The 26,817-nt window shown below is 62.7% G+C and carries 28 protein-coding genes; 11 read left to right on the forward strand and 17 right to left on the reverse strand.

The genetic code is table 11. The features are described 5' to 3' along the window. On the forward strand, window positions 1–304 hold a 304-nt coding region (locus IFU31_RS21315; protein ID WP_192104622.1), incomplete at its 5' end, for a hypothetical protein. A 42-nt stretch (window positions 305–346) separates the two neighbouring features. Here the strand turns inward: IFU31_RS21315 and IFU31_RS21320 are convergent. The 3 genes from IFU31_RS21320 to IFU31_RS21330 all read right to left on the reverse strand — a co-directional run bounded on the left by IFU31_RS21320 (window position 347) and on the right by IFU31_RS21330 (window position 2,950). Beyond that, window positions 347–1,345 (reverse strand): sulfate ABC transporter substrate-binding protein, encoded by a 999-nt coding sequence (locus IFU31_RS21320; protein ID WP_122475851.1) that lies wholly within the window; start codon window positions 1,343–1,345, stop codon window positions 347–349. A gap of 97 nt (window positions 1,346–1,442) precedes the next feature. Beyond that, window positions 1,443–2,258, reverse strand: coding sequence for an ion transporter (locus IFU31_RS21325; protein ID WP_122475850.1), 816 nt, complete (start codon window positions 2,256–2,258; stop codon window positions 1,443–1,445). Window positions 2,259–2,344: 86 nt separating this feature from the next. Continuing rightward, a complete protein-coding gene (locus IFU31_RS21330) occupies window positions 2,345–2,950 on the reverse strand; it encodes a TetR/AcrR family transcriptional regulator (protein ID WP_192104624.1) in 606 nt (201 codons plus the stop codon). A gap of 159 nt (window positions 2,951–3,109) precedes the next feature. On the opposite strand from IFU31_RS21330, the gene IFU31_RS21335 reads away from it, so the two are divergent. Both IFU31_RS21335 and IFU31_RS21340 read left to right on the forward strand, forming a co-directional pair. After that, window positions 3,110–4,009, forward strand: coding sequence for a DUF808 family protein (locus tag IFU31_RS21335; protein ID WP_192104626.1), 900 nt, complete (start codon window positions 3,110–3,112; stop codon window positions 4,007–4,009). A 372-nt stretch (window positions 4,010–4,381) separates the two neighbouring features. Then, a complete protein-coding gene (locus tag IFU31_RS21340) occupies window positions 4,382–5,263 on the forward strand; it encodes a manganese catalase family protein (RefSeq protein WP_192104629.1) in 882 nt (293 codons plus the stop codon). Between the two features lie 76 nt (window positions 5,264–5,339). On the opposite strand, the gene IFU31_RS21345 is transcribed toward IFU31_RS21340, so the two are convergent. From IFU31_RS21345 to fnr, 5 genes are all read right to left on the reverse strand, one after another. After that, the gene (locus IFU31_RS21345; protein ID WP_122475843.1) at window positions 5,340–6,137 is read right to left on the reverse strand and encodes an SDR family NAD(P)-dependent oxidoreductase; all 798 of its coding nucleotides are present in this window, start codon (window positions 6,135–6,137) and stop codon (window positions 5,340–5,342) included. A gap of 100 nt (window positions 6,138–6,237) precedes the next feature. Beyond that, a complete protein-coding gene (locus IFU31_RS21350; RefSeq protein ID WP_122475841.1) occupies window positions 6,238–6,960 on the reverse strand; it encodes a CatB-related O-acetyltransferase in 723 nt (240 codons plus the stop codon). A 52-nt stretch (window positions 6,961–7,012) separates the two neighbouring features. After that, complete coding sequence (locus IFU31_RS21355; protein WP_192104631.1) at window positions 7,013–8,074, reverse strand: SDR family oxidoreductase; 1,062 nt, start codon at window positions 8,072–8,074, stop codon at window positions 7,013–7,015. Window positions 8,075–8,181: 107 nt separating this feature from the next. Continuing rightward, window positions 8,182–8,730 carry an adenine phosphoribosyltransferase gene (locus IFU31_RS21360; RefSeq protein ID WP_122475837.1) on the reverse strand — a complete coding sequence of 183 codons (549 nt, stop codon included), beginning with the start codon at window positions 8,728–8,730 and terminating at the stop codon, window positions 8,182–8,184. A gap of 76 nt (window positions 8,731–8,806) precedes the next feature. Continuing rightward, window positions 8,807–9,541 carry a fumarate/nitrate reduction transcriptional regulator Fnr gene (gene fnr, locus IFU31_RS21365; RefSeq protein ID WP_122475835.1) on the reverse strand — a complete coding sequence of 245 codons (735 nt, stop codon included), beginning with the start codon at window positions 9,539–9,541 and terminating at the stop codon, window positions 8,807–8,809. 180 nt (window positions 9,542–9,721) lie between these two features. On the opposite strand from fnr, the gene IFU31_RS21370 reads away from it, so the two are divergent. The 3 genes from IFU31_RS21370 to IFU31_RS21380 all read left to right on the forward strand — a co-directional run bounded on the left by IFU31_RS21370 (window position 9,722) and on the right by IFU31_RS21380 (window position 11,685). After that, window positions 9,722–10,096 carry a hypothetical protein gene (locus IFU31_RS21370; RefSeq protein WP_192104633.1) on the forward strand — a complete coding sequence of 125 codons (375 nt, stop codon included), beginning with the start codon at window positions 9,722–9,724 and terminating at the stop codon, window positions 10,094–10,096. A 22-nt stretch (window positions 10,097–10,118) separates the two neighbouring features. After that, window positions 10,119–10,871: an SDR family oxidoreductase gene (locus tag IFU31_RS21375; protein WP_185794534.1), complete on the forward strand. Its 753-nt coding sequence runs from the start codon at window positions 10,119–10,121 to the stop codon at window positions 10,869–10,871. Between the two features lie 121 nt (window positions 10,872–10,992). After that, on the forward strand, window positions 10,993–11,685 hold the full coding sequence (locus tag IFU31_RS21380; protein WP_192104634.1) for a GNAT family N-acetyltransferase: 693 nt from the start codon (window positions 10,993–10,995) through the stop codon (window positions 11,683–11,685). A 13-nt stretch (window positions 11,686–11,698) separates the two neighbouring features. On the opposite strand, the gene IFU31_RS21385 is transcribed toward IFU31_RS21380, so the two are convergent. Continuing rightward, the gene (locus IFU31_RS21385) at window positions 11,699–12,064 is read right to left on the reverse strand and encodes a response regulator (RefSeq protein WP_122475828.1); all 366 of its coding nucleotides are present in this window, start codon (window positions 12,062–12,064) and stop codon (window positions 11,699–11,701) included. A 325-nt stretch (window positions 12,065–12,389) separates the two neighbouring features. Between IFU31_RS21385 and IFU31_RS21390 the strand changes: the two genes are divergently transcribed. After that, window positions 12,390–13,877, forward strand: a complete 1,488-nt coding sequence (locus tag IFU31_RS21390) for a YdgA family protein (RefSeq protein WP_192104636.1) — start codon at window positions 12,390–12,392, stop codon at window positions 13,875–13,877. A gap of 22 nt (window positions 13,878–13,899) precedes the next feature. Here IFU31_RS21390 and IFU31_RS21395 read toward each other — a convergent pair whose 3' ends face one another. Further along, window positions 13,900–14,433 (reverse strand): cytochrome b, encoded by a 534-nt coding sequence (locus IFU31_RS21395; RefSeq protein ID WP_122475824.1) that lies wholly within the window; start codon window positions 14,431–14,433, stop codon window positions 13,900–13,902. A 235-nt stretch (window positions 14,434–14,668) separates the two neighbouring features. Here IFU31_RS21395 and IFU31_RS21400 point away from each other — a divergent pair, with 235 nt between their 5' ends. Continuing rightward, window positions 14,669–16,561 (forward strand): methyl-accepting chemotaxis protein, encoded by a 1,893-nt coding sequence (locus IFU31_RS21400; protein ID WP_185794538.1) that lies wholly within the window; start codon window positions 14,669–14,671, stop codon window positions 16,559–16,561. 63 nt (window positions 16,562–16,624) lie between these two features. Here IFU31_RS21400 and IFU31_RS21405 read toward each other — a convergent pair whose 3' ends face one another. The 3 genes from IFU31_RS21405 to IFU31_RS21415 form a co-directional block, all read right to left on the reverse strand. After that, the gene (locus IFU31_RS21405; RefSeq protein WP_192104637.1) at window positions 16,625–18,736 is read right to left on the reverse strand and encodes a TonB-dependent siderophore receptor; all 2,112 of its coding nucleotides are present in this window, start codon (window positions 18,734–18,736) and stop codon (window positions 16,625–16,627) included. Window positions 18,737–18,817: 81 nt separating this feature from the next. Continuing rightward, a complete protein-coding gene (locus IFU31_RS21410) occupies window positions 18,818–19,591 on the reverse strand; it encodes a YkgJ family cysteine cluster protein (protein WP_192104638.1) in 774 nt (257 codons plus the stop codon). 89 nt (window positions 19,592–19,680) lie between these two features. After that, window positions 19,681–20,079 carry a hypothetical protein gene (locus IFU31_RS21415; protein WP_122475817.1) on the reverse strand — a complete coding sequence of 133 codons (399 nt, stop codon included), beginning with the start codon at window positions 20,077–20,079 and terminating at the stop codon, window positions 19,681–19,683. A 102-nt stretch (window positions 20,080–20,181) separates the two neighbouring features. Between IFU31_RS21415 and IFU31_RS21420 the strand changes: the two genes are divergently transcribed. After that, on the forward strand, window positions 20,182–21,285 hold the full coding sequence (locus tag IFU31_RS21420) for a DUF1615 domain-containing protein (RefSeq protein WP_122475816.1): 1,104 nt from the start codon (window positions 20,182–20,184) through the stop codon (window positions 21,283–21,285). 15 nt (window positions 21,286–21,300) lie between these two features. On the opposite strand, the gene IFU31_RS21425 is transcribed toward IFU31_RS21420, so the two are convergent. From IFU31_RS21425 to IFU31_RS21435, 3 genes are read right to left on the reverse strand one after another with little or no spacing between them, the layout of a single operon-like run. After that, window positions 21,301–21,963 carry a response regulator transcription factor gene (locus tag IFU31_RS21425; RefSeq protein WP_192104639.1) on the reverse strand — a complete coding sequence of 221 codons (663 nt, stop codon included), beginning with the start codon at window positions 21,961–21,963 and terminating at the stop codon, window positions 21,301–21,303. A 2-nt stretch (window positions 21,964–21,965) separates the two neighbouring features. Next, window positions 21,966–23,357 carry a sensor histidine kinase gene (locus IFU31_RS21430; RefSeq protein ID WP_192104640.1) on the reverse strand — a complete coding sequence of 464 codons (1,392 nt, stop codon included), beginning with the start codon at window positions 23,355–23,357 and terminating at the stop codon, window positions 21,966–21,968. After that, on the reverse strand, window positions 23,335–24,018 hold the full coding sequence (locus IFU31_RS21435) for a response regulator transcription factor (protein WP_122475810.1): 684 nt from the start codon (window positions 24,016–24,018) through the stop codon (window positions 23,335–23,337). Before IFU31_RS21435 ends, IFU31_RS21430 begins: the two co-directional genes overlap by 23 nt. Window positions 24,019–24,245: 227 nt before the next feature. Here IFU31_RS21435 and IFU31_RS21440 point away from each other — a divergent pair, with 227 nt between their 5' ends. Both IFU31_RS21440 and IFU31_RS21445 read left to right on the forward strand, forming a co-directional pair. Continuing rightward, a complete protein-coding gene (locus IFU31_RS21440; protein WP_122475809.1) occupies window positions 24,246–24,692 on the forward strand; it encodes a hypothetical protein in 447 nt (148 codons plus the stop codon). 75 nt (window positions 24,693–24,767) lie between these two features. Beyond that, window positions 24,768–25,733 (forward strand): sensor domain-containing diguanylate cyclase, encoded by a 966-nt coding sequence (locus IFU31_RS21445; RefSeq protein WP_185794544.1) that lies wholly within the window; start codon window positions 24,768–24,770, stop codon window positions 25,731–25,733. A gap of 9 nt (window positions 25,734–25,742) precedes the next feature. Here the strand turns inward: IFU31_RS21445 and pbpG are convergent, their stop codons facing one another. Then, a complete protein-coding gene (gene pbpG / locus IFU31_RS21450; RefSeq protein WP_192053387.1) occupies window positions 25,743–26,663 on the reverse strand; it encodes a D-alanyl-D-alanine endopeptidase in 921 nt (306 codons plus the stop codon). Window positions 26,664–26,817 lie beyond the last annotated feature (154 nt).

A 26,817-nucleotide genomic window follows, 5' to 3' on the forward strand; every position in this document is an offset into this window, starting at 1 on the left:
GGTGCAGACCCTGCCACCAGCCGGACCGAGCACGGCGCCGACCCCGCCTGCGCCGCCCGCACCGCCTGCACCCAAGCCCCTGCCACGCACCTCGGCCAGCTTCGCGCCGCCGCCCGGTGGTGCCAGTCACTGGGACCCGAACCTGGGCGTCTACGTGCTTGAGGATCAGCCCGACACCTACTACCGGCAGCGTACCTACTACCGGTGGAATGATGGCTGGAGCTGGGCTACCAGTCCCAAGGGGCCTTGGGAAGCCACCGACACCACCGGCGTGCCGGCCGGATTAGGTCGCAAGCATCCCTGAACCCTGGCCGGCGTGAAGCAGGCCAGCCAGCGTTGACCGCCGTTACTGGCCGGTATAGATCTGGTCGAACACGCCACCGTCGTTGAAGTGGGTCTTCTGCACGCTGCGCCAGTCGCCGAAGGTCTTCTCCACCGAGAGGAATTCAACCTTTGGAAAGCGGTCGGTGTACTTGGCCAACACCGCAGGGTCGCGGGGGCGCAGGTAGTTGTTTGCAGCGATCTCCTGGCCTTCGGGCGACCACAGGTACTTCAGGTATTCATCGGCTGCGGCGCGCGTGCCTTTGCGGTCGACCACCTTGTCGACCACGCTGACCGGCGGCTCGGCCTCGGCGGACACGCTGGGGTAGACCACTTCGAACTGATCGCGGCCGAACTCGCGGGCGATCATTTCCGCTTCGTTCTCGAAGGTGATCAGCACATCGCCGATCTGGTTGGTCATGAACGTGGTGGTTGCACCGCGGCCGCCGGTGTCGAGTACCGGCGCCTGCTTGAACAGCTTGCCGACGAAGTCGCGGGCCTTGTTTTCGTCGCCGCCGTTCTTCAGCACATAGCCCCACGCCGACAGGTAGGTGTAGCGGCCGTTGCCGGACGTCTTGGGGTTGGGGACGATGACCTGCACGCCGTCCTTGAGCAGGTCGGGCCAGTCCTTTAGCGCCTTGGGGTTGCCCTTGCGGACGATGAACACGGTCGCCGAGGTGAACGGTGCACTGTTGTTCGGCAGACGCGTGACCCAGTTGTCAGGCACCAGCTTGCCATTGTCGGCCAAGGCATTGATGTCGGTGGCCATGTTCATGGTGATGACATCGGCCGGCAGGCCATCGATCACCGAGCGCGCCTGCTTGCTCGAACCGCCGAAGGACATCTGCACGGTGATCGCTTCGTTGTGTTCAGCCTGCCAGTGTTTCTGGAAGGCGCTGTTGTAGTCCTTGTAGAAGTCGCGCATCACGTCGTACGAGACGTTGAGCAGGCTGGGGGCGGCCTGGGCCAGGCCGGTCAGGGTCAAGCCTGCCGCCAACAGCGAGGCACCGATCAATTTCTTCACTGCAGTTCCCTCTTCGAGCGTTCTTGGAAATAGGCGGCATTATGCCTGCGCGGCTACCTCGAGATGATGGGCACGGTTAGATCAAAAACTGCTGTGCTTATAGCGCTTTTTTGAACAAGGCATTGCCGCATTGCGAGCAGAAGGACGCTGCCTGCTCATGGCTGCCTTTGTGACACACCGCGCACTCGTGCTGCAGGCCTTCGCCACGCATGGCGTTGGCCAGCTCGGCGGTAAAGATGCCGGTGGGCACCGCGATGATCGAATAACCGGTGATCATCACCATAGCCGAGAGCACCTGGCCGATCGGCGTGGTCGGCACGATGTCGCCGTAGCCGACGGTGGTCAGGGTGACGATGGCCCAGTAGATGCCGGTGGGAATGTTGGCGAAGCCGTTCTGCGGCCCTTCGACCACATACATCAAAGTGCCGAATACCGTGACCAGGGTGCTGACGCTGACCAGAAACACGATGATCTTCTGCTTGCTGCCGCGCAGGGCTGCCAGCAGGTAGTTGGCCTGCTTCAGATAAGGGCTGAGCTTGAGTACGCGAAAGATCCGCAGCATGCGCACCACGCGCACGATCATCAGGTACTGGGCGTCGCTGTAGTAGATGGCCAGGATGCCGGGCACGATCGCCAGCAGGTCGATCAGGCCGTAGAAGCTGAACGCGTAGCGCAGAGGCTTGGGCGAACAGTACAGGCGCAGCAGGTATTCGACGGCGAAGATGAAAGTGAAGCCCCATTCGATCCAGGCGAACAGGTCGGCATACTGGCTGTGGACGGTCTCGACGCTGTCGATGATCACCACCAGCAGGCTGGCGAGGATGATCAGCAACAAGGTCTTGTCGAAGCGCCGTCCGGCAGGGGTGTCGCTTTGAAAAACGACGACATACAGGCGATCACGCAGAGTGGTCATAGAAAGGTGCTTCCCGAAGAGGCGCACAGCGTAGGAGCTTTGCCGCGCGGGTGCAAGGCCGTGCGCCAAGCCTTGCCCAGCCTGGGCTAATCCGGCGTACAGCCCTTGAGCACCAGGCGCGTGATGGTGTCGATGGCGGCTTCGTAATCGGCGTCGTCCAGCTTCGCCTTGCCGGTGATCGAAGCGATCTGCCAATCGAAGTCGGCGTAGGTCTGCGTCGCGGCCCAGATGCTGAACATCAGGTGATGCGGATCGACCGGAGCGAGCTGGCCGCGATCGATCCAGGTCTGCAGGCACTGGATGTTGTGCCGGGCCTGGGCATTGAGCAGCTCCACCTGATCGGCGCTCAGGTGCGGCGCGCCATGCATGATTTCACTGGCGAACACTTTCGAGGCGAAGGGCAGGGCGCGGGAGATATGGATCTTCGAGCGGATATAGGCACGCAGCACCTCCTGCGGCTCGCCTGCCGTATCGAACGGCGTGGACGCCTGCAGGATCGGCTCGATGATGCTTTCCAGCACCTCGCGGTAGAGGTTTTCCTTGGACTTGAAGTAGTAGTAGACGTTGGGCTTGGGCACGCCGGCCTTGCTGGCGATGTCGTGGGTCTTGGCGGCGGCGAAACCCTTGTCGGCGAATTCCTCACTGGCCGCGCGCAGAATCAGTGCCTTGTTGCGCTCGCGAATACTGCTCATGGTGGGCAAAAGTCCTTGTTTCTGCGCTGTGGACCCCGGCTGTGCTGCAGGGTCCGCGATGGTAGCACCGGCGTTGCCGGGCCCTCAACAATGGCCCGGCAGGGAACTTAGCCGACCCCCGTGCGTCAGCCACCTAACTTACTCATGAGGATGCTCCCCGTGGCCGCAGGCAATTTGCTGACACTTCTCGACGATATCGCGACTCTGCTCGACGACGTTTCCCTGGCCGCGAAGAAAACCGCCGGGGTGCTGGGCGACGATCTGGCGCTCAATGCCCAACAGGTCACCGGGGTCAAGGCGGATCGTGAACTGCCGGTGGTCTGGGCGGTGGCCAAGGGTTCCCTGCTGAACAAGGCGATCCTGGTACCGGCAGCGCTGTTGATCAGCGCATTCGCGCCCTGGCTGATCACGCCGCTGTTGATGATCGGCGGCGCGTACCTGTGCTTCGAAGGCTTCGAGAAGGTCGTGCACAAGTTCCTGCACAAGGATTCGGCCGCCGACCTCGAGCAGCGCAAGGCCGCCATGGCCGATGCCAAGGTCGACATGGTGGCGTTCGAGAAGGACAAGATCAAAGGTGCGGTGCGCACCGACTTCATCCTCTCGGCGGAGATCATCGTGCTGGCATTGGGCGTGGTGTCCACGAGGCCCTTCCTGGACCAGGTCGGCGTGCTGGTGATCACTGCTGTGCTGATCACCGTAGGTGTCTATGGGTTGGTGGCCGGCATCGTCAAGCTCGACGACGTTGGCCTCTACCTCAAGCAGAAGACCGGCGCGGCCAGTCAGGCGCTGGGCAACGGGCTGCTGTGGTTGGCGCCCGTGCTGATGAAGGTACTGTCGATACTGGGCACCATTGCCATGTTTCTGGTGGGCGGCGGAATCATCGCGCATGGCCTGCCGTTCGTGCATCACCTCAATGAGGCGGCGGTGGCGCTGGCTGGCGGTGGTCTGATGGGCACGCTGGCCAGCACTCTGGTCGACGCGCTGACCGGCATTCTTACCGGCGCCGCCGTATTGGCAGTGGTCAGTCTGGGCAAGAAACTTTTTGTTAAATCCCGCTGACTGATCGAGTGTAATCGTGGCAGCGGGGCACGCTGAGTCTGGGCGCGACAGTGTGCTCCCGGCTCACCGTGTGGGCCGCCGACGCGGCTTGCGCCGCTGCTACAGGGTTGCGATTACTGCCTGGTAATAGAGGTTTTTGCGTAAAGTTTTAAACTATCCAATATATCGTACGCAAACTACGAGTGCTGTGGGTCAAATCAATAGGCCAGTAGTTATTCTTTGCCCGTACAACCATTGATCCGGTTGCGATAATTAAATGGGATTAACGGGGTGTTGTTGTTTCCTACCTATGACGGTGCTGTTCCGAAGTCTCCTCTCCAACAGAAGCGAGCGTGTGCCGATTCATAATTAAATCAGCCTGAGGAAACCACAATGTTCTTGCACAACAAGCGTTTGCAATACACCGTGCGTGTCGCGGCACCCAATCCAGGTTTGGCCAACCTGTTGCTGGAGCAATTCGGCGGTGCCCAGGGCGAACTGGCCGCGGCGGCACGTTACTTTACCCAGGCCCTGGCCGAGGATGATCCGGGCCGCAAGGATCTGCTGATGTCCATCGCCACTGAGGAACTCAGCCATCTGGAGATCGTCGGTTCGATCATCGTCATGCTCAACAAGGGCGCAAAAGGCCAGTTGGCAGAAGGTGTTCAGGAAGAAGGCGAGTTGTATCGTGCAATCAATGGCGCGGGCAACGATTCCCATATCACCAGCCTGCTGTATGGCGCCGGTGCACCCCTGACGAACTCCGCAGGCGTTCCTTGGACCGCTGCTTATATAGATACCATTGGCGAACCGACTGCCGATATGCGCTCCAATATTGCCGCTGAATCACGGGCAAAGATTGTTTACGAGCGCTTGATGAATGTCACCGACGATCCAGGCGTGAAAGAAGCATTGGGATTCTTGATGACTCGGGAAATCGCCCACCAACTGTCATTCGAAAACGCATTGCATGCCATTCAACCCAACTTTCCCCAAGGCAAGTTGCCAGGCATGCCGGAGTTCACCAACAAGTACTTCAATATGTCCGGCGAACCCAATGTACGCGGCCCGTGGAACCAGGGTGAAGAGTGGGAGTTCGTGGCCGAGCCGGAACCGGCCGTGGACGGCGGTGACGGCAGTGCTTCGGTGGTATTGAGCGCCAAGGATGCCAAGGTGCTGGAAGCGTTGAAGTTGCGTACCGAGTCCGATCCGGACGCCAACCCGGTTACCGGCGCGGACCTGGGTTCTGGCAAGGCGCAAAACGATTTGGCCTGATTGCCACTCGGCTATCGCGCTGCAAGAAAAAACCTCCCTGCAGTACGCCTGCCGGGAGGTTTTTTCATCACAGGTTTCAGTTCTGCACGGCTGTCACCGAGCCACCGTCGACGCGCACATTGCTGCCATTGACGAATGACGCTCGCTCCGACACCAGCAGCGCGATCACCGCAGCGACTTCCTCGGCCTTGCCCCGACGTTTTTGCACGATGCCAGGGCGTTCCTCTTCGAGAAAACTCTCGATCGCCTCCTCGAATGAGGTGCCCATCTGCTGCGCGCGCTGCTCCATCATGCCATCGGTCATGGGCGTCTCGATGAAGGCAGGCGCGACGGTGTTGCACAGCACGCCGAATCCGGCTTCCTTGTAGGACAGGTTCTTGACGAACGCCGCCAGCGCAGCCTTGGCCACGTTGTACACCGCTTCCTCCCAGTACGGTTGCACCGCATTCTCCGAGGTAATGCAGACAAAACGTCCCCACTCTCGCTCACGCATTTTCGGAATGGTGGCCCGCGCCACGCGGACGGCGGAAAAGAAGTCAGTGCTCCAGGCTTCCTGGTAATCGGCGTCGGACAAAGCCAGTGGGTCGCCCTTGGCCCCGGTGACGCCAGCGGTGTGGACGACAATGTCGATCTGGCCAAAGCGTGCTTCGGCTTGAGCCACGAGATGGTCGACCTGCTGCTGGTCGGTCACATCGGCTACCACGCTCAGCACTGTCTCGGGCAACAGGGCGGCTACTTGCTCGAGCTTGTCTGCATCGTTGTCGCTCAACACTACAAAAACGCCTTCCTCGCCCAGCAGCCTCGCTGTTGCCAGGCCCAGGCCGCCGCTGCCGCCAGTGATGAGCGCCACACGCCCCTTGATTCCCAGGTCCATACCGGCCTCTCGTTCGCGCAATGAATGTGCAGTTGAGACAGGCACGTCACAGCCGGGATTCAATCATTCTTCATGGATGAGGGCCGGCAGCCGCCGCAGGTCAGAGCGTTTCGATGCGCCATGTTGCGCTGTGCAGCTTGATCCTGCGCGGCTTCAGGCTGGCTGGAGGCGTGTCGGCCAGCGTCTCGAGCAGCGCCTGGGGCTGTTCCATGGGCAGTTCCGCCAATGCCTCAGGCGGCAGCTCCCACCATTGGCTGGCCAGCAGTCGCTCGATGGTCTCGGGGTCGAAGCGGTAGCGAATAACCCGTGCCGGCGTGCCGGCGACGATGGCGTAAGGCGGTACGTCCTTGTTCACAAGCGACTGAGCCCCAACCACGGCACCCGTGCCGATGCTGATGCCGTCCATGAGCATGGCGTCGCGCCCGATCCACACGTCATGGCCCAAGGTGGTCGGGGTACTGACGTAGTAGCCGGCCACTTCGGGAGTACGGGCCGCCCGCAGGGAAAAGAGTTTGCTATGGGTAGACAGCCAGCCCAGCGGGTGGGACTGGCGGCTGTGACCGATGACCGTGCCGGCCGCAATCGAGCAGTAGCGCCCGATCTCGGACACCTCGTGCAACTCGGCACCGCTCATGATGGCGGTGTGTGCACCAATGCTCAGGCGCTGCCCGAACAGCTTGACGTCATGCAGCTTGACGCCTTCTTCCAGGGTCAGCTCGATACCATTGCGCAGGCCCCGGCTGCCGCAGTCAAGGCGACACTTGAGTGCCGCCAGGGCCTTCTTCAGCTTGCGGTCGAGCAGGGCGCGTTTGAGAACGTTCATTGCGTGGGTCCGAATCAGTGAGGCAGACCGCCAGCATATCCCATACGCCGCCTCAGGGAATCAGACGCTCGCTGCGCAGCTTCTCGAACACATCGAAAAACGCCTGGTCACTCGCCTGGAACTCCTTGAAGCCCAAGCGGCGGCTCTTGGAAACGTCGGTCACTACTTCGATGGGCCGGCCCAGGTCGGCGTCGGTGTGCCAAGGTGAAACCAGGCGGTCGATATCGGCTTCCAGCAGGCCATGCTCCTGAGCCAGCTGCTGCCACACCGCCGCATCGTCGGCCATCTGCTCGGCCAGGAGCGTGACCTGCTGCGGAAAGGGCGAAGCCTGCACACCGAACCAGTCGGCGATCTGCTGCCACATCCAGCTCCAGCGAAACACGTCGCCGTTGGTCACGTTGAACGCCTGATTGGCCGCGGCAGGCGTCGTGCTGGCCCACAGCAGTTGTTTGGCCAGTAGGCGAGCATCGGTCATGTCCGTCAGGCTGTCCCACTGCACGCGCGAACCGGGGAACACGAACGGCCGCCCGGTGGCCTTGCAGATCGACGCGTACACCGCCAGGGTGGTTGCCATGTTCATGGCGTTGCCCACCGCGACACCGGTGATGGTGTGGGGGCGATGCACGCTCCAGGTGAAGCCATCGCGCTCGGCGGCGGCGAACACTTCGTCTTCCTGGGCGTAATAGAAGTTCTCGACGTCCAGGCGGCCTTGTTCTTCACGGAAGGGCGTCTGTGGCAGGCTGCCCTTGCCGTAGTTTTCGAACGGGCCCAGGTAGTGCTTGAGGCCGGTCACCAAGGCTACATGCTTGACGCTGCCCGCCGCGCGCAGCGCATCGAGCACGTTGCGCACCATGGCGGCGTTGACACGGATATTCTCCGCTTCGGTATCCTGGCGAGCCCAAGTGGTCAAGAACACGTGGCTGGGCTTCAGCTCGGCCAGTGCCGTGGCCAGGGAGGCTGGGTCCATCAGGTCGGCCTGCACAGGGGTAACCCCTTCGGCCACGTTGGGCTTGCGCGCCAGTCCGGCAACCTGCCAACCCTGATCCAGCAGCAGTCGCGAAGTCGCGCTGCCGACGATACCGCTTGCGCCTACTACCAATGCAGAATGAGTCATGTCGTCTCCAGGTGTGAGTGGATGCTGTGGATGTGGACCGCAACATCCCGCCGGGGACTGCATCGGATGGCCTGTGGTGCGACGTCGCAGTGGTGCTGCAACGAGCGCTAGCGCTCGTCGAGTGCGAAGCGGGTCAGGCAGAAGGTGCCCACGCCGGCGTCCTGCAGACGCTGCGAGCCTTGCAACTCGGGCAGGTCGATGATCGCGGCGGCCTCGAACACCTCGGCCCCCATGCGCCGAACCAGATTGGCCGCAGCGATCAGGGTGCCGCCGGTGGCGATCAAGTCGTCGAACAGCACCAGCGAGTCGCCTTCGCACAGGCTGTCGGCATGCACCTCCAGGAACGCTTCGCCGTATTCGGTCTGGTAACCCTCGCTCAGCACGTGGGCGGGCAGCTTGCCTTGCTTGCGGAACAGGATCAGCGGTTTGTTCAGTTGGTGGGCAACGATGGAACCGATCAGAAAACCGCGCGCATCCATGGCGCCGATATGGCTGAACGGGGCGTCGATGTAGCGATGCACGAAACTGTCGATCACTAGGCGCAGAGCCTTGGGCGACTGGAACAGCGGGGTGATGTCACGAAACACCACGCCGGGCTTGGGGAAATCCGGCACAGGGCGGATCAGGGATTTGAAGCTGTGTTCGTCGAAAACCATCGGTCGTAGCTCTGGCAGGGCAGGGGTTGTGCAGTATAACCCTCAGGGGTGGCCAGTACTGCCCCACCTGCCGTGCTCATTCGAGCACCGTGCCACCGGCCACGGCGCACAGGCGTTGCGCATCGAGGATGCGTACTTCCTTGCCGTGCGCTTCGAGCAGCCCACCGTGCTGGAACCGAGTGAACACCCGCGACACCGTTTCCATCGCCATGCCCAGGAAGTTGCCGATCTCGTTGCGCGACATGCTCAGACGAAACTGCACCGCCGAGTAGCCGCGTGCAGTGTGCCGGGCCGACAGATTGGCCAGGAAGGTCGCGATACGCTCCTCGGCGGTCTTTTTCGACAGCAGCAGCATCATTTGTTGATCGTCGCGGATCTCGCGACTCATCACCCGCATCAGTTGGCGACGCAGCTGCGGCAGTTGCACCGACAGCTCGTCGAGGCGTTCGAAAGGAATCTCGCACACCGACGTGGTTTCCTGTGCCTGCGCGGTCACCGGATACACCAGGCGGTCCATCCCGGACAACCCCAGCAGTTCGCTGGGTAAATGAAATCCGGTGATCTGCTCTTCACCCCTGTCGCTCAGGCTGAACGTCTTCAAGGCACCGGAACGCACGGCATACACGGCTGCGAAGGCTTCCCCCTGGCGAAACAGGAACTCACCCTTCTTCAGCGGGCGGCCGCGCTTGATGATGTCGTCCAGCGCATCCATGTCGGCCAGTTCCAGTGACAGCGGCAGGCACAGCGGCGCCAGGCTGCAGTCCTTGCAGTGGGCCTGATGAGGGGCGCGGTTTTTCGCCGGCTCGGACATTGCTTCGATCCTTGTTGAAACGTATTGATAAGTGCAAGTTCATCCCTGCAAGGGTAACCCAGCCGCGCGCCTGCAAGCCAACAACCGCCTGCACGCTCGGCGCACCCAGGGAACTACAAGTGGCCAACGGGCTCAGCTACAACAGTAAACCCATCACGTCATTGCCCGAGGTAGACATCCATGAAAGCGCTCTTGCATGCCCTGAAGTACACCGGCCTGGTTGGAATGCTCCTCGCTGCCTCGTGCGGTGTGGGGGCTGCGCCGGGCGTCAGTGCCTCGAGCCCGGCGGCGGGTTCCGCTGCCAGCCCCGCAAGCACCACGGCCCCGGCACCTGGCACGGCCTCGACACCCGGCACTGCGCAGCCCCAGGCCAACACCACGCGCAACCCCTCCAGCAGCATGAATCGCGCGCCGGCCACTCGAAGTTCGAGTACGATCCCAAGGCCTGCGCCCTCGGCATCGCCTGAAGGCGGCGATATGCTCCAGCAGCAGCGCCAGCAAAGCGGTGAGCAGATGATCCAGGAACGCAAGGGGCGCGCAGCGGACAGTAATTGATCCCGAAACCGGAGAGACAAGTATGTCGAAGAAGATAGCGTTGGTGACAGGTGCCGGCAGCGGCATTGGCCAGGCAACGGCCCTCGGTTTGGCAGCCGACGGCTTCTGCGTGGTGCTGGCAGGCAGACGTCTGGAGACCGTGCAGGCCGTGGCTCGGAAGATCGCCGAGCAAGGCGGTGAAGCCCTGGCCGTGGCGGCAGATGTGCGTGACAGTGCCAGCGTGGATGCGTTGTTCGCCAGGGTCGAAGAGACTTACGGGCGCCTTGACGTCATCTTCAACAATGCCGGTATCGGCGCGCCCGCAGTGCCCATCGACGAGCTGGACGTGGCCAAATGGGCCGACGTACTGCAGACCAACGTCACCGGGGTTTTTCTGTGTTGTCGCGCGGCGTTCGGGTTGATGCGCCGACAGCAACCGCAAGGTGGCCGGATCATCAACAACGGGTCGATCTCGGCGCACACGCCACGCAGTTTCAGCATGCCCTATACCGCCAGCAAGCACGCCGTGCTGGGCATTACCAAAAGCCTTGCGCTCGATGGTCGCGAGTTCAACATCGCCTGCAGCCAGATCGATATTGGCAATGCCCTCACCGATTTGTCGGCGCGCATGACCAAAGGTGTTCGCCAGGCCAATGGCGACATCGCCGTCGAACCCATGGTCGATATGGTTCACGTTGTCGACGCGGTTCGCTATATCGCCAAGCTGCCTCTATCGGCCAACGTACTCAACATGACCGTCATGGCGACCAACATGCCGTTCGTTGGCCGCGGCTGAAGTGCGCTCTGCCAGCCCGTCGCCTGGCTGGCGCGCACGTTCCACTGTCGATCCAGGCAAGGTTACGGTTTATCATTCGTGCACTTTCACCTGTGTGCGTCCTGCCGGAGCCTTGCTACCGATGTCACTGATCCATCACTCCACCTGCGCGCCGTCCGAAGACGTCAAGAGCCAATTGCTGCAGATGGTGGTCGACTACCTTACCGACATCAGCAGCCTGGGCATTACCCCAAGCAACCCTTTGTACCAGCTGTACCAGTACGGCGTCGGCTATGAAGTGCATCTGTACCTGGAAGCGATGGCCGGAGGGCGTGAGGTAAAACCGGAGCTGGTGCTGGCGTTCGACCCTGCCCAACCGGAAACGCTCGACGGCTTCGCCCTGTTCCTGCGAGCCGCCCATGACCCCGCAGTGTGCACGGTGGCCTACATGGCAGTGCGCATGGCGCGGCGCAGGCAAGGAGTGGCGCGGGCGTTACTCGAGGCCATCCGGGTGCGTCATGCCCACGTCGAACTGGCGTGCGTACTGGGCAAGGTGCCCTGGTTCGAGAATCTGGGCTTTAAGGTAATCGGCGCGCAGGGCCCGCAAGTCAAGCTGAGCAGCGATGGCGGGGCGACCGACCAGCCCATTGCCGTGCTGGATGTCGCACCTGTCTACGCTTCGCTGGAGGTCCGACAGATTCATGCCTATCTGCTCAATCAGCATGGGCGCAAAGCCATGCTCGAGGCCGAAAGAAAACGCGACCGCCAGCTCGACCAGATGACGCGCCAGGCCTCGACATTCGCCAGGGATGCCTTGCAAGGCAAGCCACGCTGACGCGCTTTACCCATCAATGCATGTGCAGTGAGGTCGTCACCTTGCTCAACAGCCGTTCGTTGGTCCACGGCTTTGGCAGAAACTGAACATTCGGCCCCAGATCCAGGTCGCGACCCGAGTAACCCGAGGTCAACAGAATCGGCAGGGTAGGCCAGCGTTCGGCGGCCATCTTGCTCAAGTCGTAGCCGTCCATATGCCCCGGCATACGGATATCGCTGACGACCATGTTGACTTCTCCCGGGTGCGTCTCGAGAAAGTCGTAGCCTTGGTCGGCGGTTGCGAATGCCGTCACCTCGAAACCTGCATCTTCGAGCACCGTCGTCAGCAGGAGGCGGATAAGGTCCTCATCTTCAAGGACTAGAATAGAGGCGGTAGTCATGGGGGCGTCCCTTCAATGATGCATAAGCGTCTGAACAGTCGACTGACGCAACGCGCAAGGGTTCTGTGCCTTAAAAAAAAGACTGACGAAAGGGCATAAACTGTTGCGCACAAGTTACGGATATGCAAAGAAAACGGCGCGTTTCCGCGGCCGCGACCAAAGTCATCATCGGTAGCAATTTGCCGTCGGACGAGCCACTGCCTGGCTGGCCGGTGACAGAGCGCAGGTGCTAACCTGCGGCCCGGCGCTGCGCCGTGGCCGTTTTGCTCGCGCTCTGGGCGGCAGTGCTCCGGGTGCAGCGGTATTCTTTCGAATGAGTCCGATCATGAACAAAGCAACAGGCATCATCGCCGGCATCGTCGTCATGGCCGCGGCCGCCACCCTGGGTGGCGCCTGGTATACTGGCACCCAGTTGGAGCCGGTCCTCGGCAATGCCATCGAGCAGGCCAATCGCGAATTGGCTGCCTCCTTCAGCGTCGACGGCCAGCCGGGCATGCAGATCGAATTGCTGTCCCTGGAGCGGCATTTCTTCACCAGCACCGCGCACTACCGAATCAGACTTCACGGCATGCAGGCCGAGGGCAGGCCCGAAAACCGCGAGTTGTTGCTGATCGATCATATCGAGCACGGGCCGCTGCCCTGGTCACACCTGAAAACGTTCAGGTTGATGCCAGTGATGGCCGCGAGCAACTTCGCCCTCGAGCGCAACGCCGACACCCAAGCCTGGTTTGCCATGAGTCAGGAGCAGCCGCCGTTGCGCGGTCAGGCCAGCATCGGTTACGACGGTGCCAGTGACACGCGCCTGCAACTGTTGCCGCTCGACGCCCGCGAGGGCAATGACACCGTGAAATTTTCCGGTTTGAACGCCCGCCTGGTGTTGAGCGCCGACGCCAGCCATTACAGCCTGACCGGTCGCAGCGAAGAACTGCTGGCCGACATCGAAGGCCAGGCAGGTCGCCTGCAGGCGCAATTCAAAGGCTTGAGCTTCGATACCGGCGGCACCCTGGGTACCTCTGGCCTGTACCTGGGGCACTCGGAACTCAAACTTGCCCAGGCCAGTCTGCAGGGCGCCGAGATCGCCCCCGTCCAGGTGGAAAACCTTGCCGCTTCCAGCCTGATGCAGGAAGTGGAGGGCAAGCTTGACGTCCAGGCCAGCTACAGTATCGGCGCCGTGAACTATGCCAGCCGACCCGTCGGCGCGCTGCAGATGAGCATCAAGCTGGCCAACCTCGATATCGTTGCCAGTCGGCAATTCGGTGATTTCTATCGAACGGTCATCGCGCCGCAGTGGCAGACACCTTTGCCAGATGGAACATTGCCACCCTTGCGCTTGAGCATTGCCCAGCGGCAGCAATTGGAAGCGCTCATCGGCAGGCTGCTGGATGCCAAGCCCCAGTTGCAATTGGAACGCTTGAGCTTGGCCACCGACCACGGCGAAAGTCATTTGAGCATGACGGCTCGCCTGGCCAATCCCGCGCCGGCCAAACCCGGCTCGCCAGCCTATTGGCCCGCACTCATCGCCCATGTGCAGGCGGATCTGCAACTGTCCAAGCCGATGCTGGCAGACGTCGGCAGCCTGCAGGCCAGGCTCCAGGGGCAGACGGACCCGGCCCGTGTGGAACAGGCCGGACGGGATCTGAGCGCTACCGTCGCCGGGCTGGGGCAGATGCTCGGGCTGGTCAAGGACGAAGGCGAGCATTTACGTGCCAGCCTGCGCTACAGCGATGCCGTGGTGGATTTCAACGGCCAGAAGATGCCCCTGTCGCAGTTCGCGCAGATGCTCGGACAGTTCAGCAGCATCGGCCAGCGCTGACGGCAGGCGGCCGCCGTACGCGTCAGTCGCGTTGCGGCGGCAGCATCCGCTCGAGCATGCCGTCCCGGCGCACCGCCACGTGCCATACCGTGGCGGCGACATGCATTATGATCAATCCGTACAGCGCGAATTGCCCCCACACATGTACGGTGTTGGCGAATTTACCCAGCGCCTCGTTCTGGACGAACCCAGGCAGCGACACCAGCCCGAAAAACGGCACGTCCTGGCCATTGCCGGCCATCAGGTAGCCGGTCACTGGCATGGTCAGTAACACGGCGTACAGCAAGCCATGATTCAGATGGGCCAATACCCGCGTACCGGCACCGATCTCCGCTCGATAAGCTGGCGCCCTGTGGCGCCAGCGCCAGGTCAGCCGGATCAGCACCAGAAGGGCGACACTGATGCCCATGGACTCATGTGCCAGGTACCAGAGCACCCGTACCGGACCGGGCGGAAAATTCTCCGCTACCCACACGCACGGCAGCACCAGGCACAGCGCAGCGACCGTCAGCCAATGCAGGGCCTGGGCAAAGCCGTTGTAGCGTTCGATTGCCATGCACTCACTCCTCAATACGTGACACTCACCTGCAATGCCCGGTTGGACCGATCGACCCGAGCGGTGTCACTGTTTGTCAAAGCCCAACCGTCAGTCAAATCCGACACATCGTGTTATGGAAATAACTACCGACAGTCGGAAATGACTAGTGGCATCAGGCTATTATTGGATCCACGCTAAATACTGTCACACATTTGCCGATAGCCCGTGCAACATCACAGCGGACCTACCGGCCATGCAAAAAACCCTGAAATTCAGCCACAAGATTCTCCTGGCCGCTTCGCTCATCGTGACCGCAGCCTTCGCGTTGTTCACGTTCTATAACGATTACCTGCAGCGCAATGCCATTCGTGCCGACCTTGAAAGCTATCTGCACGAAATGGGCAGTGGCACTGCCACGAACATCCAGCACTGGCTCTCGGGACGCATCCTCCTGGCCGAAACCCTGGCCGAGAGCGTTGCCCTCAACCCCAGTCCCGAGGCCATAGGCGCGTTGCTCAAGCAGAAGACCTTGCTGGCCAACTTCGAGTTTGCCTATCTGGGCAATGTCTCGGGAGGTTATTTCCTCGAGCCGCCCGATACCATGCCCGAAGGCTACGATGCGCGCACCCGTCCCTGGTACACCGACGCCATGAACGCGCGCCGGACCATCCTCACCGAACCTTACGTCGATGCCGCGAACGGCAAGACCATCCTCACTATCGCCACCCCATCGCTGAGCGCCAATGGTCAGCCGGTCGGTGTAGTGGGCGGGGATCTGAGCCTCGAGACGCTGGTCAAGACCATCAACTCGCTGGACTTCGACGGCAGTGGCTACGCCTTTCTGGTCAGCGCAGACGGCAAGATCCTGGTCCACCCCGACAACCAGTTGGTGATGAAGTCACTCAAGGACGTGTACCCGCAGCACACACCGCGCATCGGCAGCGACGTCACCGAGGTCGAACGCGATGGCCGTCCGTCCATCGTGACCTTCGCCAAGGTCGAGGGGCTGCCTTCGGTCGACTGGTACATCGGTCTGAGCATGGACAAGGCCAAGGCCTACTCGATGCTCAGCCAGTTTCGCAGCTCGGCGGTGATCGCTACGGTCATTGCCGTGGTCCTCACCATCGCCTTGCTTGGTATGCTCATTCGCCTGCTGATGCAGCCTTTGCACGCAATGGGCCGGGCCATGCACGACATCGCCGAAGGCGAGGGCGACCTGACCCGTCGGCTCACCCTGCACAGCGCCGATGAGTTCGGCGCCCTGGCGCTTTCGTTCAACCGTTTCGTCGAACGCATCCATGACTCGATCCGCGAGGTAGCCTCGGCCACTGGCCAGGTCAACGAAGTGGCGTTGCGCGTGGTCAGTGCCTCGAACTCCTCGATGCTCAACTCCGATCAGCAGGTCAACCGCACCAGCAGCGTGGCCGCCGCCATCAACGAACTGGGCGCCGCCGCGCAGGAAATTGCCCAGAACGCCGCCCTGGCTTCGCAGCACTCCAGTGCCGCGCGCAGCCTGGCCGCCGACGGCCAGGCGGTGGTCGGCCAGACCATCAGCGCCATGAACGTGCTGTCGCAAAAGATCAGCGGCTCGTGCAGCAACATCGAAAGCCTGAACGCCAGCACCGTCAACATCGGTCAGATCCTGGAAGTGATCACCAGCATTTCACAGCAGACCAACCTGCTTGCGCTCAATGCGGCGATCGAAGCGGCGCGCGCCGGCGAAGCCGGGCGGGGCTTTGCCGTGGTCGCCGACGAAGTCCGTAACCTCGCGCACCGCACTCAGGAGTCGGCCCAGCAGGTTCAGGGCATGATCGAGCAGTTGCAGGTGGGCGCACGCCAGGCGGTCATCCTGATGAACGAAAGCCAGGGCCAGAGCGAGTCCAGCGTCACCATCGCCAATCAGGCCGGTGAGCGTCTGGTCAGCGTGACCCAGCGCATCGGCGAAATCGATGGCATGAACCAGTCGGTGGCCACCGCTACCGAGGAGCAGACTGCGGTGGTGGAATCGATCAACGTCGATATCACCGAGATCAACACCCTCAACCAGGAAGGTGTGGAAAACCTGCAGTCCACCCTGCGTGCGTGCGCCGACCTCGAACAGCAGGCCCTGCGGCTCAAGCAACTGGTCGGTAGTTTCCGCATCTGACGCCTGGGTGTGCGCCGGTAGGGCGGCCTTCAGGGATGAGGCCGTCGTACGGGCAACCGCCCTCTACATATCCACGGCAACGCTCAAGGTCAGGTTGCGCGGCTCGCCGGGCATCGCCCAGTAGTTGCTGTAGGATCGCTCGAAGTACTTTTCGTCGAACAGGTTGTTCAGGTTGACCCCCAGGGTGACCTTGTCGCTGGCCTTGTAATGCGCGAGCAAATCGACCGTGTGATAGGCGGGCAACTCGAAACGGCCCCCGGACTCGCCGGACCGATCCCCTACATAGGTGAACGCGGCGCCGATATCGGAACCGCGCAACGGCCCGTCCTGAAACTCATGGACGCCCAGCAGGCTGGCGCTGTTGCGTGCCACGCCAAGCAGGCGGCTGCCCTTGGGCACGCTGGCGTCGCCCTCGGTGACCTCGGCATCAATCCAGGCGTAGGCGCCGATCACACGTAGTGAGTCGGTCAGCTGGCCACTGAACTGCAAGTCGACGCCCTGGCTGCGTGCCTTGCCGATGGCGCGATTGAGGTTGCTCGCCGGGTCCAGCGCCAGCACGTTCTCTTTGTCGATGTGAAACGCCGCCAGGGTCGCGCTCAGGCGCTCGTCGAACAACTCGGCCTTGAGCCCCGCCTCGTAGCCCATGCCTTCTTCAGGGTCGAACGACTTGCCGCCGGCATCCAGCCCGCTGTTGGGCTTGAACGACGTCGAGGCATTGGCGAACAGCCCCCATTGCGGCGTGAGTTGGTAGAGCAGCCCGGCGCGCTGGGTGAAAGCATCCTGGCGCTGCAGGTTGCGATTGCCGGTGGTGTAGTCGGCGATGCGCTGTTCGAAATGTTCATAGCGCATGCCCAGCATGCCGCGCAGTTTGTCGCTGAACACCAGTTGATCCTGCAGATTCAGCGCGTGGCTGCGCACATGCTCGCGAAAATCCGAGCCCGACCGCGCGCCTGTGGGTTTGGGCTGGCCGTACACCGGGTCGAAGATGTCGATTCGGTAGGCACCTGCGGTGGCGGTCACCCGTTCGTTCTTGCGGTAATCCTCATATTCGCTGCCAATCAACAGTTCATGCTGCACGCTGGCCGTGTCGAGGAAACCGCGGAGCTCGACCTGGCTGATGCTGTCGTGCCAATCCATGTCGCGCTCTCGAAAGCGCCGATTGACCGTATGGCCGTCAGCGTTGAGCGCGCGTGCCTCACTGGCATCGCCGCTCAGCTCGCCCTGTTTGTAGTGGCTGGCCACGCGCAGTTGCCAGTCGTCGTTGAGCCGGTGTTCCAGCGCGGCCTGGATGCGGTTGTTGTCGTTGTCGATGAAGCCGTCGTTGGGCTCGCCGAGAAAGGTCCGGCGCGAGCCTCCACCCCAGCCATTGCCCGGCGCTACCACCCCGCGGTCGAACACCGATTGGTGGCGCACCAGCTCGGCCTCCACCAGCAAGGAGGTGTCCGGATCCAGCTGCCAGCTCAGCGATGGTGCCACGTACACCCGCTCGTTCTGCACATGGTCACGGAAGCTGTGGTTGTCTTCCACCGCCAGGTTGACCCGGCTCAGCACCTGGCCCTCGGCATCGAGCGGGGTGTTCAGGTCCAGGCTGGTGCGATAGCGGTCCCAGGAGCCGGCGCTGCCGTACAGGCGCGCGAAGGATTCGGCCTGGGGTTTCTTGCTGACGATGTTGACCGTGCCGCCGGGATCGCCACGTCCGTACAGGCTGGCAGCCGGGCCCTTGAGCACCTCGATGCGTTCGATGCTGGAAACGTCCGGGGTCGCAGGGTAGCCGCGGTTGGCGCTGAAGCCGTCGCGGTAGAATTCCGAGGTGCTGAAGCCGCGCACGCTGTATTCGTAAAGCGTCAGGCCGCCGAAGTTGTTCTGCTGGGACACACCCCCGGCGTATTGCAGGGCACGTTCCACATTGCTGCTGCCCAGGTCCTGAAGCACCTGGACCGGGATCACGCTGACCGCTTGGGGAACGTCCTTGATCGCGGTATCGGTCTTGGTCGCGCTGCCCGAACGGGTCGCGCGGTAGCCGGTGACCGGACCGGTCGCGGTTTCCATATCGCCACCCGCCGTAACGCTGATGGCTTCCAGTTCGAGGGTTTCGGGCGAGGTTTCAGCGTAGGCGGGCATCCCCAGTACGCTGAAGGCGAGGCCGGCCATGGGGGCTAAACGAGGTGAGCGCATGTGCAACGATCCATTATGTTATAGTTATAATATAACGTAATGATTCGTGACGTGCATCTCCCATCTGCGCATTTGCGCTGCTTAGGCCACCCGGCGCAGCGAAATGAACATGGCGTCGTCGGCCAGGATGGCTGCGATCATCGCGCCGGTTTCGGCCAGGCGCCGTGCCAGGTCTTCATCCGGGACGTGCAGGTCCCAGCGCGTCAACAAGTTATTCGTCAGCATCGGCATGGTGTCGACCTCGCGCAGCGCCGCGAGGAAAGCGGCAGGCGGCGGCAGGTACGTGGTGAAGCCATCGCCCTTGAGCGCAGCAGTGTGGATGCCCAATTGCGCGCACACTTGCGCCTTGGCAGCGATGTCGTCACGGTCGGCCTGGCGCGACTGCTCGATCAACGCCGCCAGCGGCGCGTCGATCAAATGCCCACCGGCAATCAACGCCGGTCCAGTGGCCCAGGCTTCGGTCGGGCAATCCTTCATGTCCGGACGCAGTGGAATGTGCGGGTTGATCTCCATCGGATAGATCCGGCACACCAGCGGCCGCTTGGCATAGATGCCGCAGCGATTGTCGGCATCCAGGTTGCGGCAAGGTCCGACGTTGTAGGCGGCGAAGGTGATCGAGACGTAGGCGGGCGCGCTGCCGCACAGCACGGGCAGCGAACGCCGTCTGGCATGTTCCTGTTGCGCGTGGCTGAGGTTCAGGCTGTGCAGCCCGGGGCCGTTTTCCAGGAAGGCTTCGAGCAACACGATCAACTGGCCGCCGTCTTCCGCCCAATGGCGCGCCTCGGACAGCGTCAGCGGTACGTGATGGTCGCTGCAGCATTTGCCACAACCGGTGCAAGAAAAACGTGTGTCCATGCCAACCCCGTCTGTTCGGAAAGAGTGACGAAAACATGGCGTTTCGACACTGATGAACTGGACCGGAGCAGATTCCGTGCCAGCTCCCTTCAGCCGCCCAGCAGGTCGTGGGCGTCGAGCAGCCGGTAGGCCACCTGGGGGTTCTTTTCCAGGCCGCGACGGATAGCGGCCGGGATCGCTTGCCGCGTCTTGCGGCACAGTCCCGGCAGCGCGTCGAGGTGGATAGCGATGCCACGCATGCTGCGCACGGTGCCTGAGCCGGGCGTGACTTCGACACGCAGGCCAAGCTGGTCGAAGATGCGCTGCTGCAAGCGCCGCAGGTCATCCAGGCTGTCCACGTTCTCCAGCCGTTCGAGCAGGCGCTTTTCTTCATCGCGGGTCAGGCGCAGGATGCGCAGGTCGGCATCGGGAACCGCGTGCAGGCGTTCGCGCTCGCAGATGCAAGCGCCGGGTGGGCAGGGTTGGCGAGTGGCAGGGGCCATGGTCATGAGCGCAAGCATAGCCAGACTGCGGGGTATTTGCACTGGGGCTGTCGACATGCCGGGGCCTCGTCCATACTGGCGCAAATCCATCCGTTCCCAAGGCCTTACATGTCCAGAAGCCGGCTCGCCGTGCGCCATGGCGCACTGAGCATCCTCCTTGTATTGCTCGCCGCCTGTTCCAGTCAACGCAGCAACCAACCCCCGGCACCTTCGCCCGAACAGGTGCGTGCCAAGCTCGTGCAGCTGCTGCCCGCCAAGGTCACCGACCGCGAGGGCTGGGCTGCCGATATCGAAACGGCCCTGAACGTGCAGGGCATCCCGGGCAGCGATGAAAACCTGTGCGCGGTGCTGGCCGTGGCCGAGCAGGAATCCACCTTCCAGGTCGACCCCAGCGTGCCGGGGCTGGGCAAGATCGCCCGCCAGGAAATCGACCGCCGCGCCGGCCGGGTGCATGTACCTGGCTTTCTCGTCGACGCTGCGCTGGGCATTCGCTCGGTCGACGGCAAGTCCTATGCGCAACGACTGGAGGCTGCACGCTCGGAGAAACAGCTCAGCGAAATCTTCGACGACTTCACCGGCATGGTGCCCTTGGGCAGGCAGCTGTTCGGCACGTTCAACCCAGTCCGCACCGGCGGGCCGATGCAGGTCAGCATCGACTTCGCCGAGAAGCACCGCGCGCGCTACCCCTACACCGTGGACGGTTCGATTCGCCGCGAAGTGTTCACCCGGCGCGGCGGCATGTATTTCGGCATTGCCCATCTGCTTGGCTATCCGGCCAGCTACGAACGTCCGTTGTACCGCTTCGCCGATTTCAACGCCGGCTGGTACGCAAGCCGCAATGCGGCGTTCCAGAATGCCGTGAACCAGTTGTCCGGCGGCCGTCTGGCGCTCGACGGCGACCTGATTCGCTACGACTCCAGCGCCGCCAGCAACACCGAGCTGGCGGTACGCAATCTTGGCAACCGCTTGAACATGAACGACCGCGACATTCGCCGTGCCCTCGAGGAAGGTGAAACCCTGGATTTCGAAAAGACCACGCTCTTCGAGCGTACCTTCGCCCTGGCCGACAAGGCTGCCGGCAAGCCGGTTCCGCGGGCGATCCTTCCGGGCATCAAACTGCAGAGCCCGAAGATCACCCGCAACCTGACCACGGCCTGGTTTGCCCAACGGGTGGACGAGCGCTACGCCCGCTGCATGCTGCGCGCCCGCTGAGGGCCCCGGGTTCGCTTAGTCGGCGCGCAGCAGCAGCGGCTCGGCCAGGCTGTAGCCAAAGCCGCGCAGGGTCTGCAGGGCTTCGGGGCAATCGAGCTGGGCCAGCTTGCGACGAAGGTTGCACACGTGTCGCTCGATCAGCGCCGTCTTCGGCGCCTGGCCTGCGCCCCACAATTGCTGCTCGATGGACTGCCGGCTGACCGCGCCAGGGTTGCTTGCCAGCATCGCCAGCAAGCGATGCTCGCTGACGGTCAGGCTCTGCTGGCGCTTGCCGCGTCCGACCATCAGCCGCGATGGCGACAACCACAGGCGTGAAGGCGGCAGGGCAGGGGCGCGCGGCCGCGCACGGGACAGTGCCTGCAGACGCGCCAGCACCTCGGCTGTGGCGACCGGCTGCGCCAGGCACGCATCGGCCCCGGCGCGCAGGGCGGCGATACGGGCCTGACGGTCGTCGCCGGCCAGCAGCACCATCAGCGCAGCGCTGCCCCGGTGCGCCAGGCAGTGCTCCAGCGCGCCCTGGCCGGAGCGTTCCAGTGCCAGCACGATGAACCCATATTGGCCTGGCACAAGCGCCTGCGCTGCTGTGGCCGTATCGACCGTGTGCAGTGTTGTGGCGTGTTCCGCCAATGCGCGTTGCAGGGCGTTGTCGGGCGTGTCGCTGATATAGAGCAGGTTCATGTTCACACCAATGCCTTGCTTTGTCGGCACCACAGGGTCATCCGCGTGCCACCTTGTTCGCTGCTGCCCACTTCGAGGGTAAATCCATGCAGCTTGACCACCGCAGCAACGATCGACAGCCCCAGGCCGAAGCCGCTGTGCTGGCCGTCGGCTTCGCAACGATAGAAGCGTTGAAAGATCGCTTCGCGCTCCTCTGGTGCGATACCCGGTCCGCTGTCGCTGATTTCCAAACGTGTGGCGCCGTTTTCCGCCGTGGCGCCAAGCACCACCAGACCGTGCGCCGGAGTGAACTTGATGGCATTGCTGAGCAGGTTGCCCACGGCTTCGAACAGCAGCGCGCGATCGCCATGCAGCATCGGCAGCGTGTCGGGCACGTCCAGACGCAGATTGATGCCCTCGTCCTCGGCCAAAGGCAGATAGAAGTCGTGCAGTTCGTGCAGCAGCGGTTGCGGGTCGAAGGAAATGAAGCCGGAACGTCGGCGGTGGTCTTCGATTTCCGAGATGCGCAACAGCCCACGAAAACGCGCCATCAGCGTGTCGGCTTCAGCGATCACATCGTCCAGTTGCAACGCTTGGCGCGAATCCGCCGGCGCCTCCTGCTGGATGCGATACAACTGGGCGCGCAGGCGGGTCAGGGGGGTACGCAAGTCATGGGCAATGTTGTCGCAGACGCCCTTGACCTCGATCATCAGTTGCTCGATGCGTTCGAGCATCGCATTGACGATCGCCGCCAGCATGTCCAATTCGTCCCGGCGGTCCGAGAGCGGCAGGCGAGTGGTCAGATCACCGGCAACGATCGCATCGGCACTGGCCTCGATGGCGCGGATGCGCCGCAATGGCCTGCGTCGCAGCAGGTGCCAGCCGGCGATCCCGGGAATGATCGTCAGGGAAATCCCCCACAGCAGTGCGCGCAGAATGATGTGGGTCACCGCGAACAACGAACCGTTGTCGCGTACCAGCACTAGCCAGCGACCATCGAGTGTACGCATGGCCACCGCGTCGCAGCTGTTCTGCGGCATCTGCGGGTTGGCGCTGTCCACGCAGCTGTCCAGGTCGTGGATGCGACCGTCCAGCGGCAGGCCCCGCGGCACTTGCAGCAGCTGGCCGGACAACGGCCGCAGTTGCAGGTCGAACAGGCCATAGGCATCGAAGGTGCGATCATCGAATGCTTCGCTGGCAGCCAGCGCCTCGTTCAGCGCTTCACCGTGGAACCGCGAGAACAGATGTTGACGCTGCATCAGGGAGTGCCGCGCCAGGTCGGCGAGGTAGGTCGAGACCTCGTAGTACAACACCCCCATGAGGATGCTGCTCCAGGCCACGAACAGAAAGCTGTAGAGCGCCAGCAGCCGACTGCTGGAAGAACGCCAGCCTTTAGACAGGTTCGGCAATGACATAGCCGGAGCCTCGCACGGTCTTGATCAACGGTGCGGTGCCCGGTGGGTCGATCTTCTTGCGCAAGCGGCCAATGTGCACGTCGATCAGGTTGGTGCCCGGATCGAAGTGATAACCCCAGACTTCTTCGAAGATCATCATGCGCGTCAGGATCTGCCCGGCATTGCGCATCAGAAATTCCAGCAACTTGTATTCGGTGGGCAGCAGGTTCAGCGCCTGTTCGCCACGGCGTGCTTCGCGGGTCATCAGGTCCAGGGTCAGGTCGGCGACGCGCAGCGTGTTGTCGGCGGCGGCCACGGGGTTGTTGCGGCGCAGCAGCACCTCGACCCGAGCCGCCATCTCGTCCGAGGCGAACGGCTTGGTCAGGTAGTCATCGCCACCGGCACGCAGGCCGCGTACGCGCTCGTCGACATCGGACAATGCGCTGATCATCAGAATGGGCGTGCTCACCCCGATGGTGCGCAGGGTCGTCACGATGGCCAGGCCGTCCAGCTCGGGCAGCATGCGATCCAGGGTGATCACGTCGTAGTTGCCGCTCACCGCCTTGACCAGCCCTTCGCGGCCGTTGTCCACCCAGTCGACCTGCAGGCCATGGCTGCTCAGTTCCGCCACGATCTCCCTGGCGGTCACGGCATCGTCTTCGATGGTCAGTACGCGCGTCATGTTGGTCTCTACCCGATGATGTCTGCTGAGGATGGCGGCATTGTGACAACAATCCGCGCACGGCTCGTTGAAGTTTTTTTCATCTTGCGCCACCTCCTCCTTTCTGGGTAACCCCAAGGCAGTTCCGAGGCCGCAGGCCGACGGATAGCACGTTCGCTATGCAGGTTGCTAAAGCCTGGTTGTTTCCGGCCGATGCAACGGTCACAGCCTATAGGGACGCACTCGTCATGAACGCCTTGAACAACATCGCCAGCACCTTGAGCATTCGCCCGTCTGCCCCGAGCAACACTGCCGCGCCGGCGCCCACGGCGGTCGCCGACAGCGAGGCGACGCAGACCGCTGCCGCGCCTGCCGATACCGAGAAAGGCGCGCCGGCCGGTGGCGCTGGCGGCGCGGGCGCAGCCCAGGGCAGCAGTGGTACATCGGACACGATCAAGGCGCTGCAAAAGCAGATTGCCGAGTTGCAGAAGCAGCTTCAGGAACAGCAGCAGGAGATGGCGCGCATCCAGGCCAGCCAGCAAAGCGAAGAAAGCAAAGCGGCCTCCGTGGCCGCCATCCAGGCGCAGGTGGTCGCCACCTCTGCGGCGCTGCAGACCGCCACCGCTGGGCTGCTCCAGGCCATGCAGGAATCCGGCAGCAGCACCGCCGGTTCCATGGTCAGTACCACGGCTTGACGTCCACCCCAGGCTACTTATAAACCCTTGGTCCATGAGCTAGGCTAGGGGCAGACATCACCGAGGAGCTCCCCAATGCTGGCGCCTGCCAAGCCTGTGCATGAAGAAGAGCGCGTACACGCCCTGCATGCGCTGAACATTCTCGACACTCGGCCCGAGGAGCGTTTCGACCGTCTTACCCGCCTGGCCAGGCGGCTGTTCGACGTGCCCATTGCCTTGGTCAGCCTGGTGGACAGCGACCGCCAGTGGTTCAAGTCGTGCCAGGGCATGGCCGCCACTGAAACGCCGCGAGATGTCTCGTTCTGCGCCCATGCCATCCTCAGCGACCAGATCCTCATGATCCCCGATGCCGGCAGCGACGAGCGTTTCCACGACAACCCGTTGGTGACCGGTGAACCCAGGATCCGCTTCTATGCCGGCTGCCCGCTGAAAGTGGGCAATGGCAGCAACGTCGGGACGTTGTGTCTGCTCGATACCCGGCCACGAGTCCTCGACGCCGAGGAACGCGGCCTGCTGCTGGACCTGGCGAGCATGGCCGAGCGCGAGATTGCCGCCTTGCAGCTGGCCAGCATCGACGACCTCACCCAGCTGTCCAACCGGCGCGGGTTCGAAGCCCTGGCCGAGCATGCCTTGAGCATGTGCAGGCGCATGGGCACGCCAGCGTCGCTGCTGTTCTTCGACCTCGATCGCTTCAAGGTCATCAACGACACCTTTGGCCACGCCGAAGGCGACCGCGCCTTGGTCACGTTCGCCCAGGTATTGCGCAGAGTGCTCAGGGAAATGGACATCGTCGGAAGAATGGGCGGGGACGAATTCGTCGCGCTGCTGCTGGGCTCCAATGCCGCCGCAGGCGATGCGGTCATCGAGCGCCTGGGCCGAGCCCTGGCTGACGCCAACGCCGAGCTGCAAGGCCGCTATTCGATCACCTACAGCGTGGGTCGCATCGAGTACGACCCCGGGCGTCACGACAGTGTAAAGCGTCTGCTGGCCGATGCCGACGGCGCCATGTATGCCCGCAAGCAGGCCGCTCGGCGTTCGTGATCGGCGCGGTCAGTCCGCGGCCTGACGCATTTGCTTCTTCTGCGCCTTGTAGTCCATCGCCACCGCCGGCGGTGCACTGCTCTTGCCGGTTTCCACCCATTTGCGCAGGCGGCTGGCGTCGGCAAAGTGGGTGTACTTGCCGAAGGCATCGAGGATCACCATGGCCACCGGTCGACCTCCCATTCGCGTCACCAGCACCAGGCAGTGGCCGGCCATGTTGGTGAAGCCGGTCTTGGTGATCTTGATGTCCCAGTCGTCCTTGTTGATCAAGTGGTCGGTGTTGTGAAAGCCCAATGTATAGCTGGGTTTCTTGAACGCCACGGTCTTTTCCCGCGTGGTGCTCAGCTCGCTCAGCAGCGGATACTGCTGCGCCGCCACCAGCAGCTTGGTCAGGTCGCGTGCGGTCGAGACGTTGCTGGTCGACAGCCCGGTGGGCTCGACATAGCGGGTGTGGGTCATGCCCAACGAGCGAGCCTTGGCATTCATCGCCGCAATGAACGCACCGTAGCCACCCGGATAGTGATGCGCGAGGCTCGACGCCGCACGGTTCTCGGAAGACATCAAAGTAATGAGCAGCATGTCCCGACGATTCAGCTCGCTGCCGAGCTTGACCCGCGAAAACACACCCTTCATTTCCTTGTTCTGGCTGATGTCCACCGAAATCACTTCGCTCATGGACTGTTTGGCATCCAGCACCACCATGCCCGTCATCAATTTGGTCACCGACGCGATGGGCACCACATGGTCGGCGTTGTTCTCGTAGACCACTTTGTTGGTCTGCAGATCGATCAGCAGGGCACTGCCCGAGGCCAGGTGCAACTGCGATGGGTCACGCGGGATGGCGGCTTTTTCCGCCGCTTGCAGGTTCGGGGCGACGACGAAGGTGGTCAAGGCCAGCCACAGGCTGAAAAAAGATAGCGGGGTCTTCACGCGGAGCGCTCACTGAAAAAGAGGTAGATCGGGCTGATGATCGAGGCGGGGTCGAGAGTGTCGAATGTCACACGTCGGAAGTATGGCAAAGCGCCTGCCGATTGTCGCGCTTGTCGGGATGCACCGCGTGAAGAAAAGCTCATCCAGCTCGATG

It is taken from the genome of Pseudomonas sp. CFBP 13602 (genome assembly GCF_014842725.1).
In the GTDB taxonomy this organism is placed as follows: Bacteria; Pseudomonadota; Gammaproteobacteria; order Pseudomonadales; family Pseudomonadaceae; genus Aquipseudomonas; species Aquipseudomonas baltica.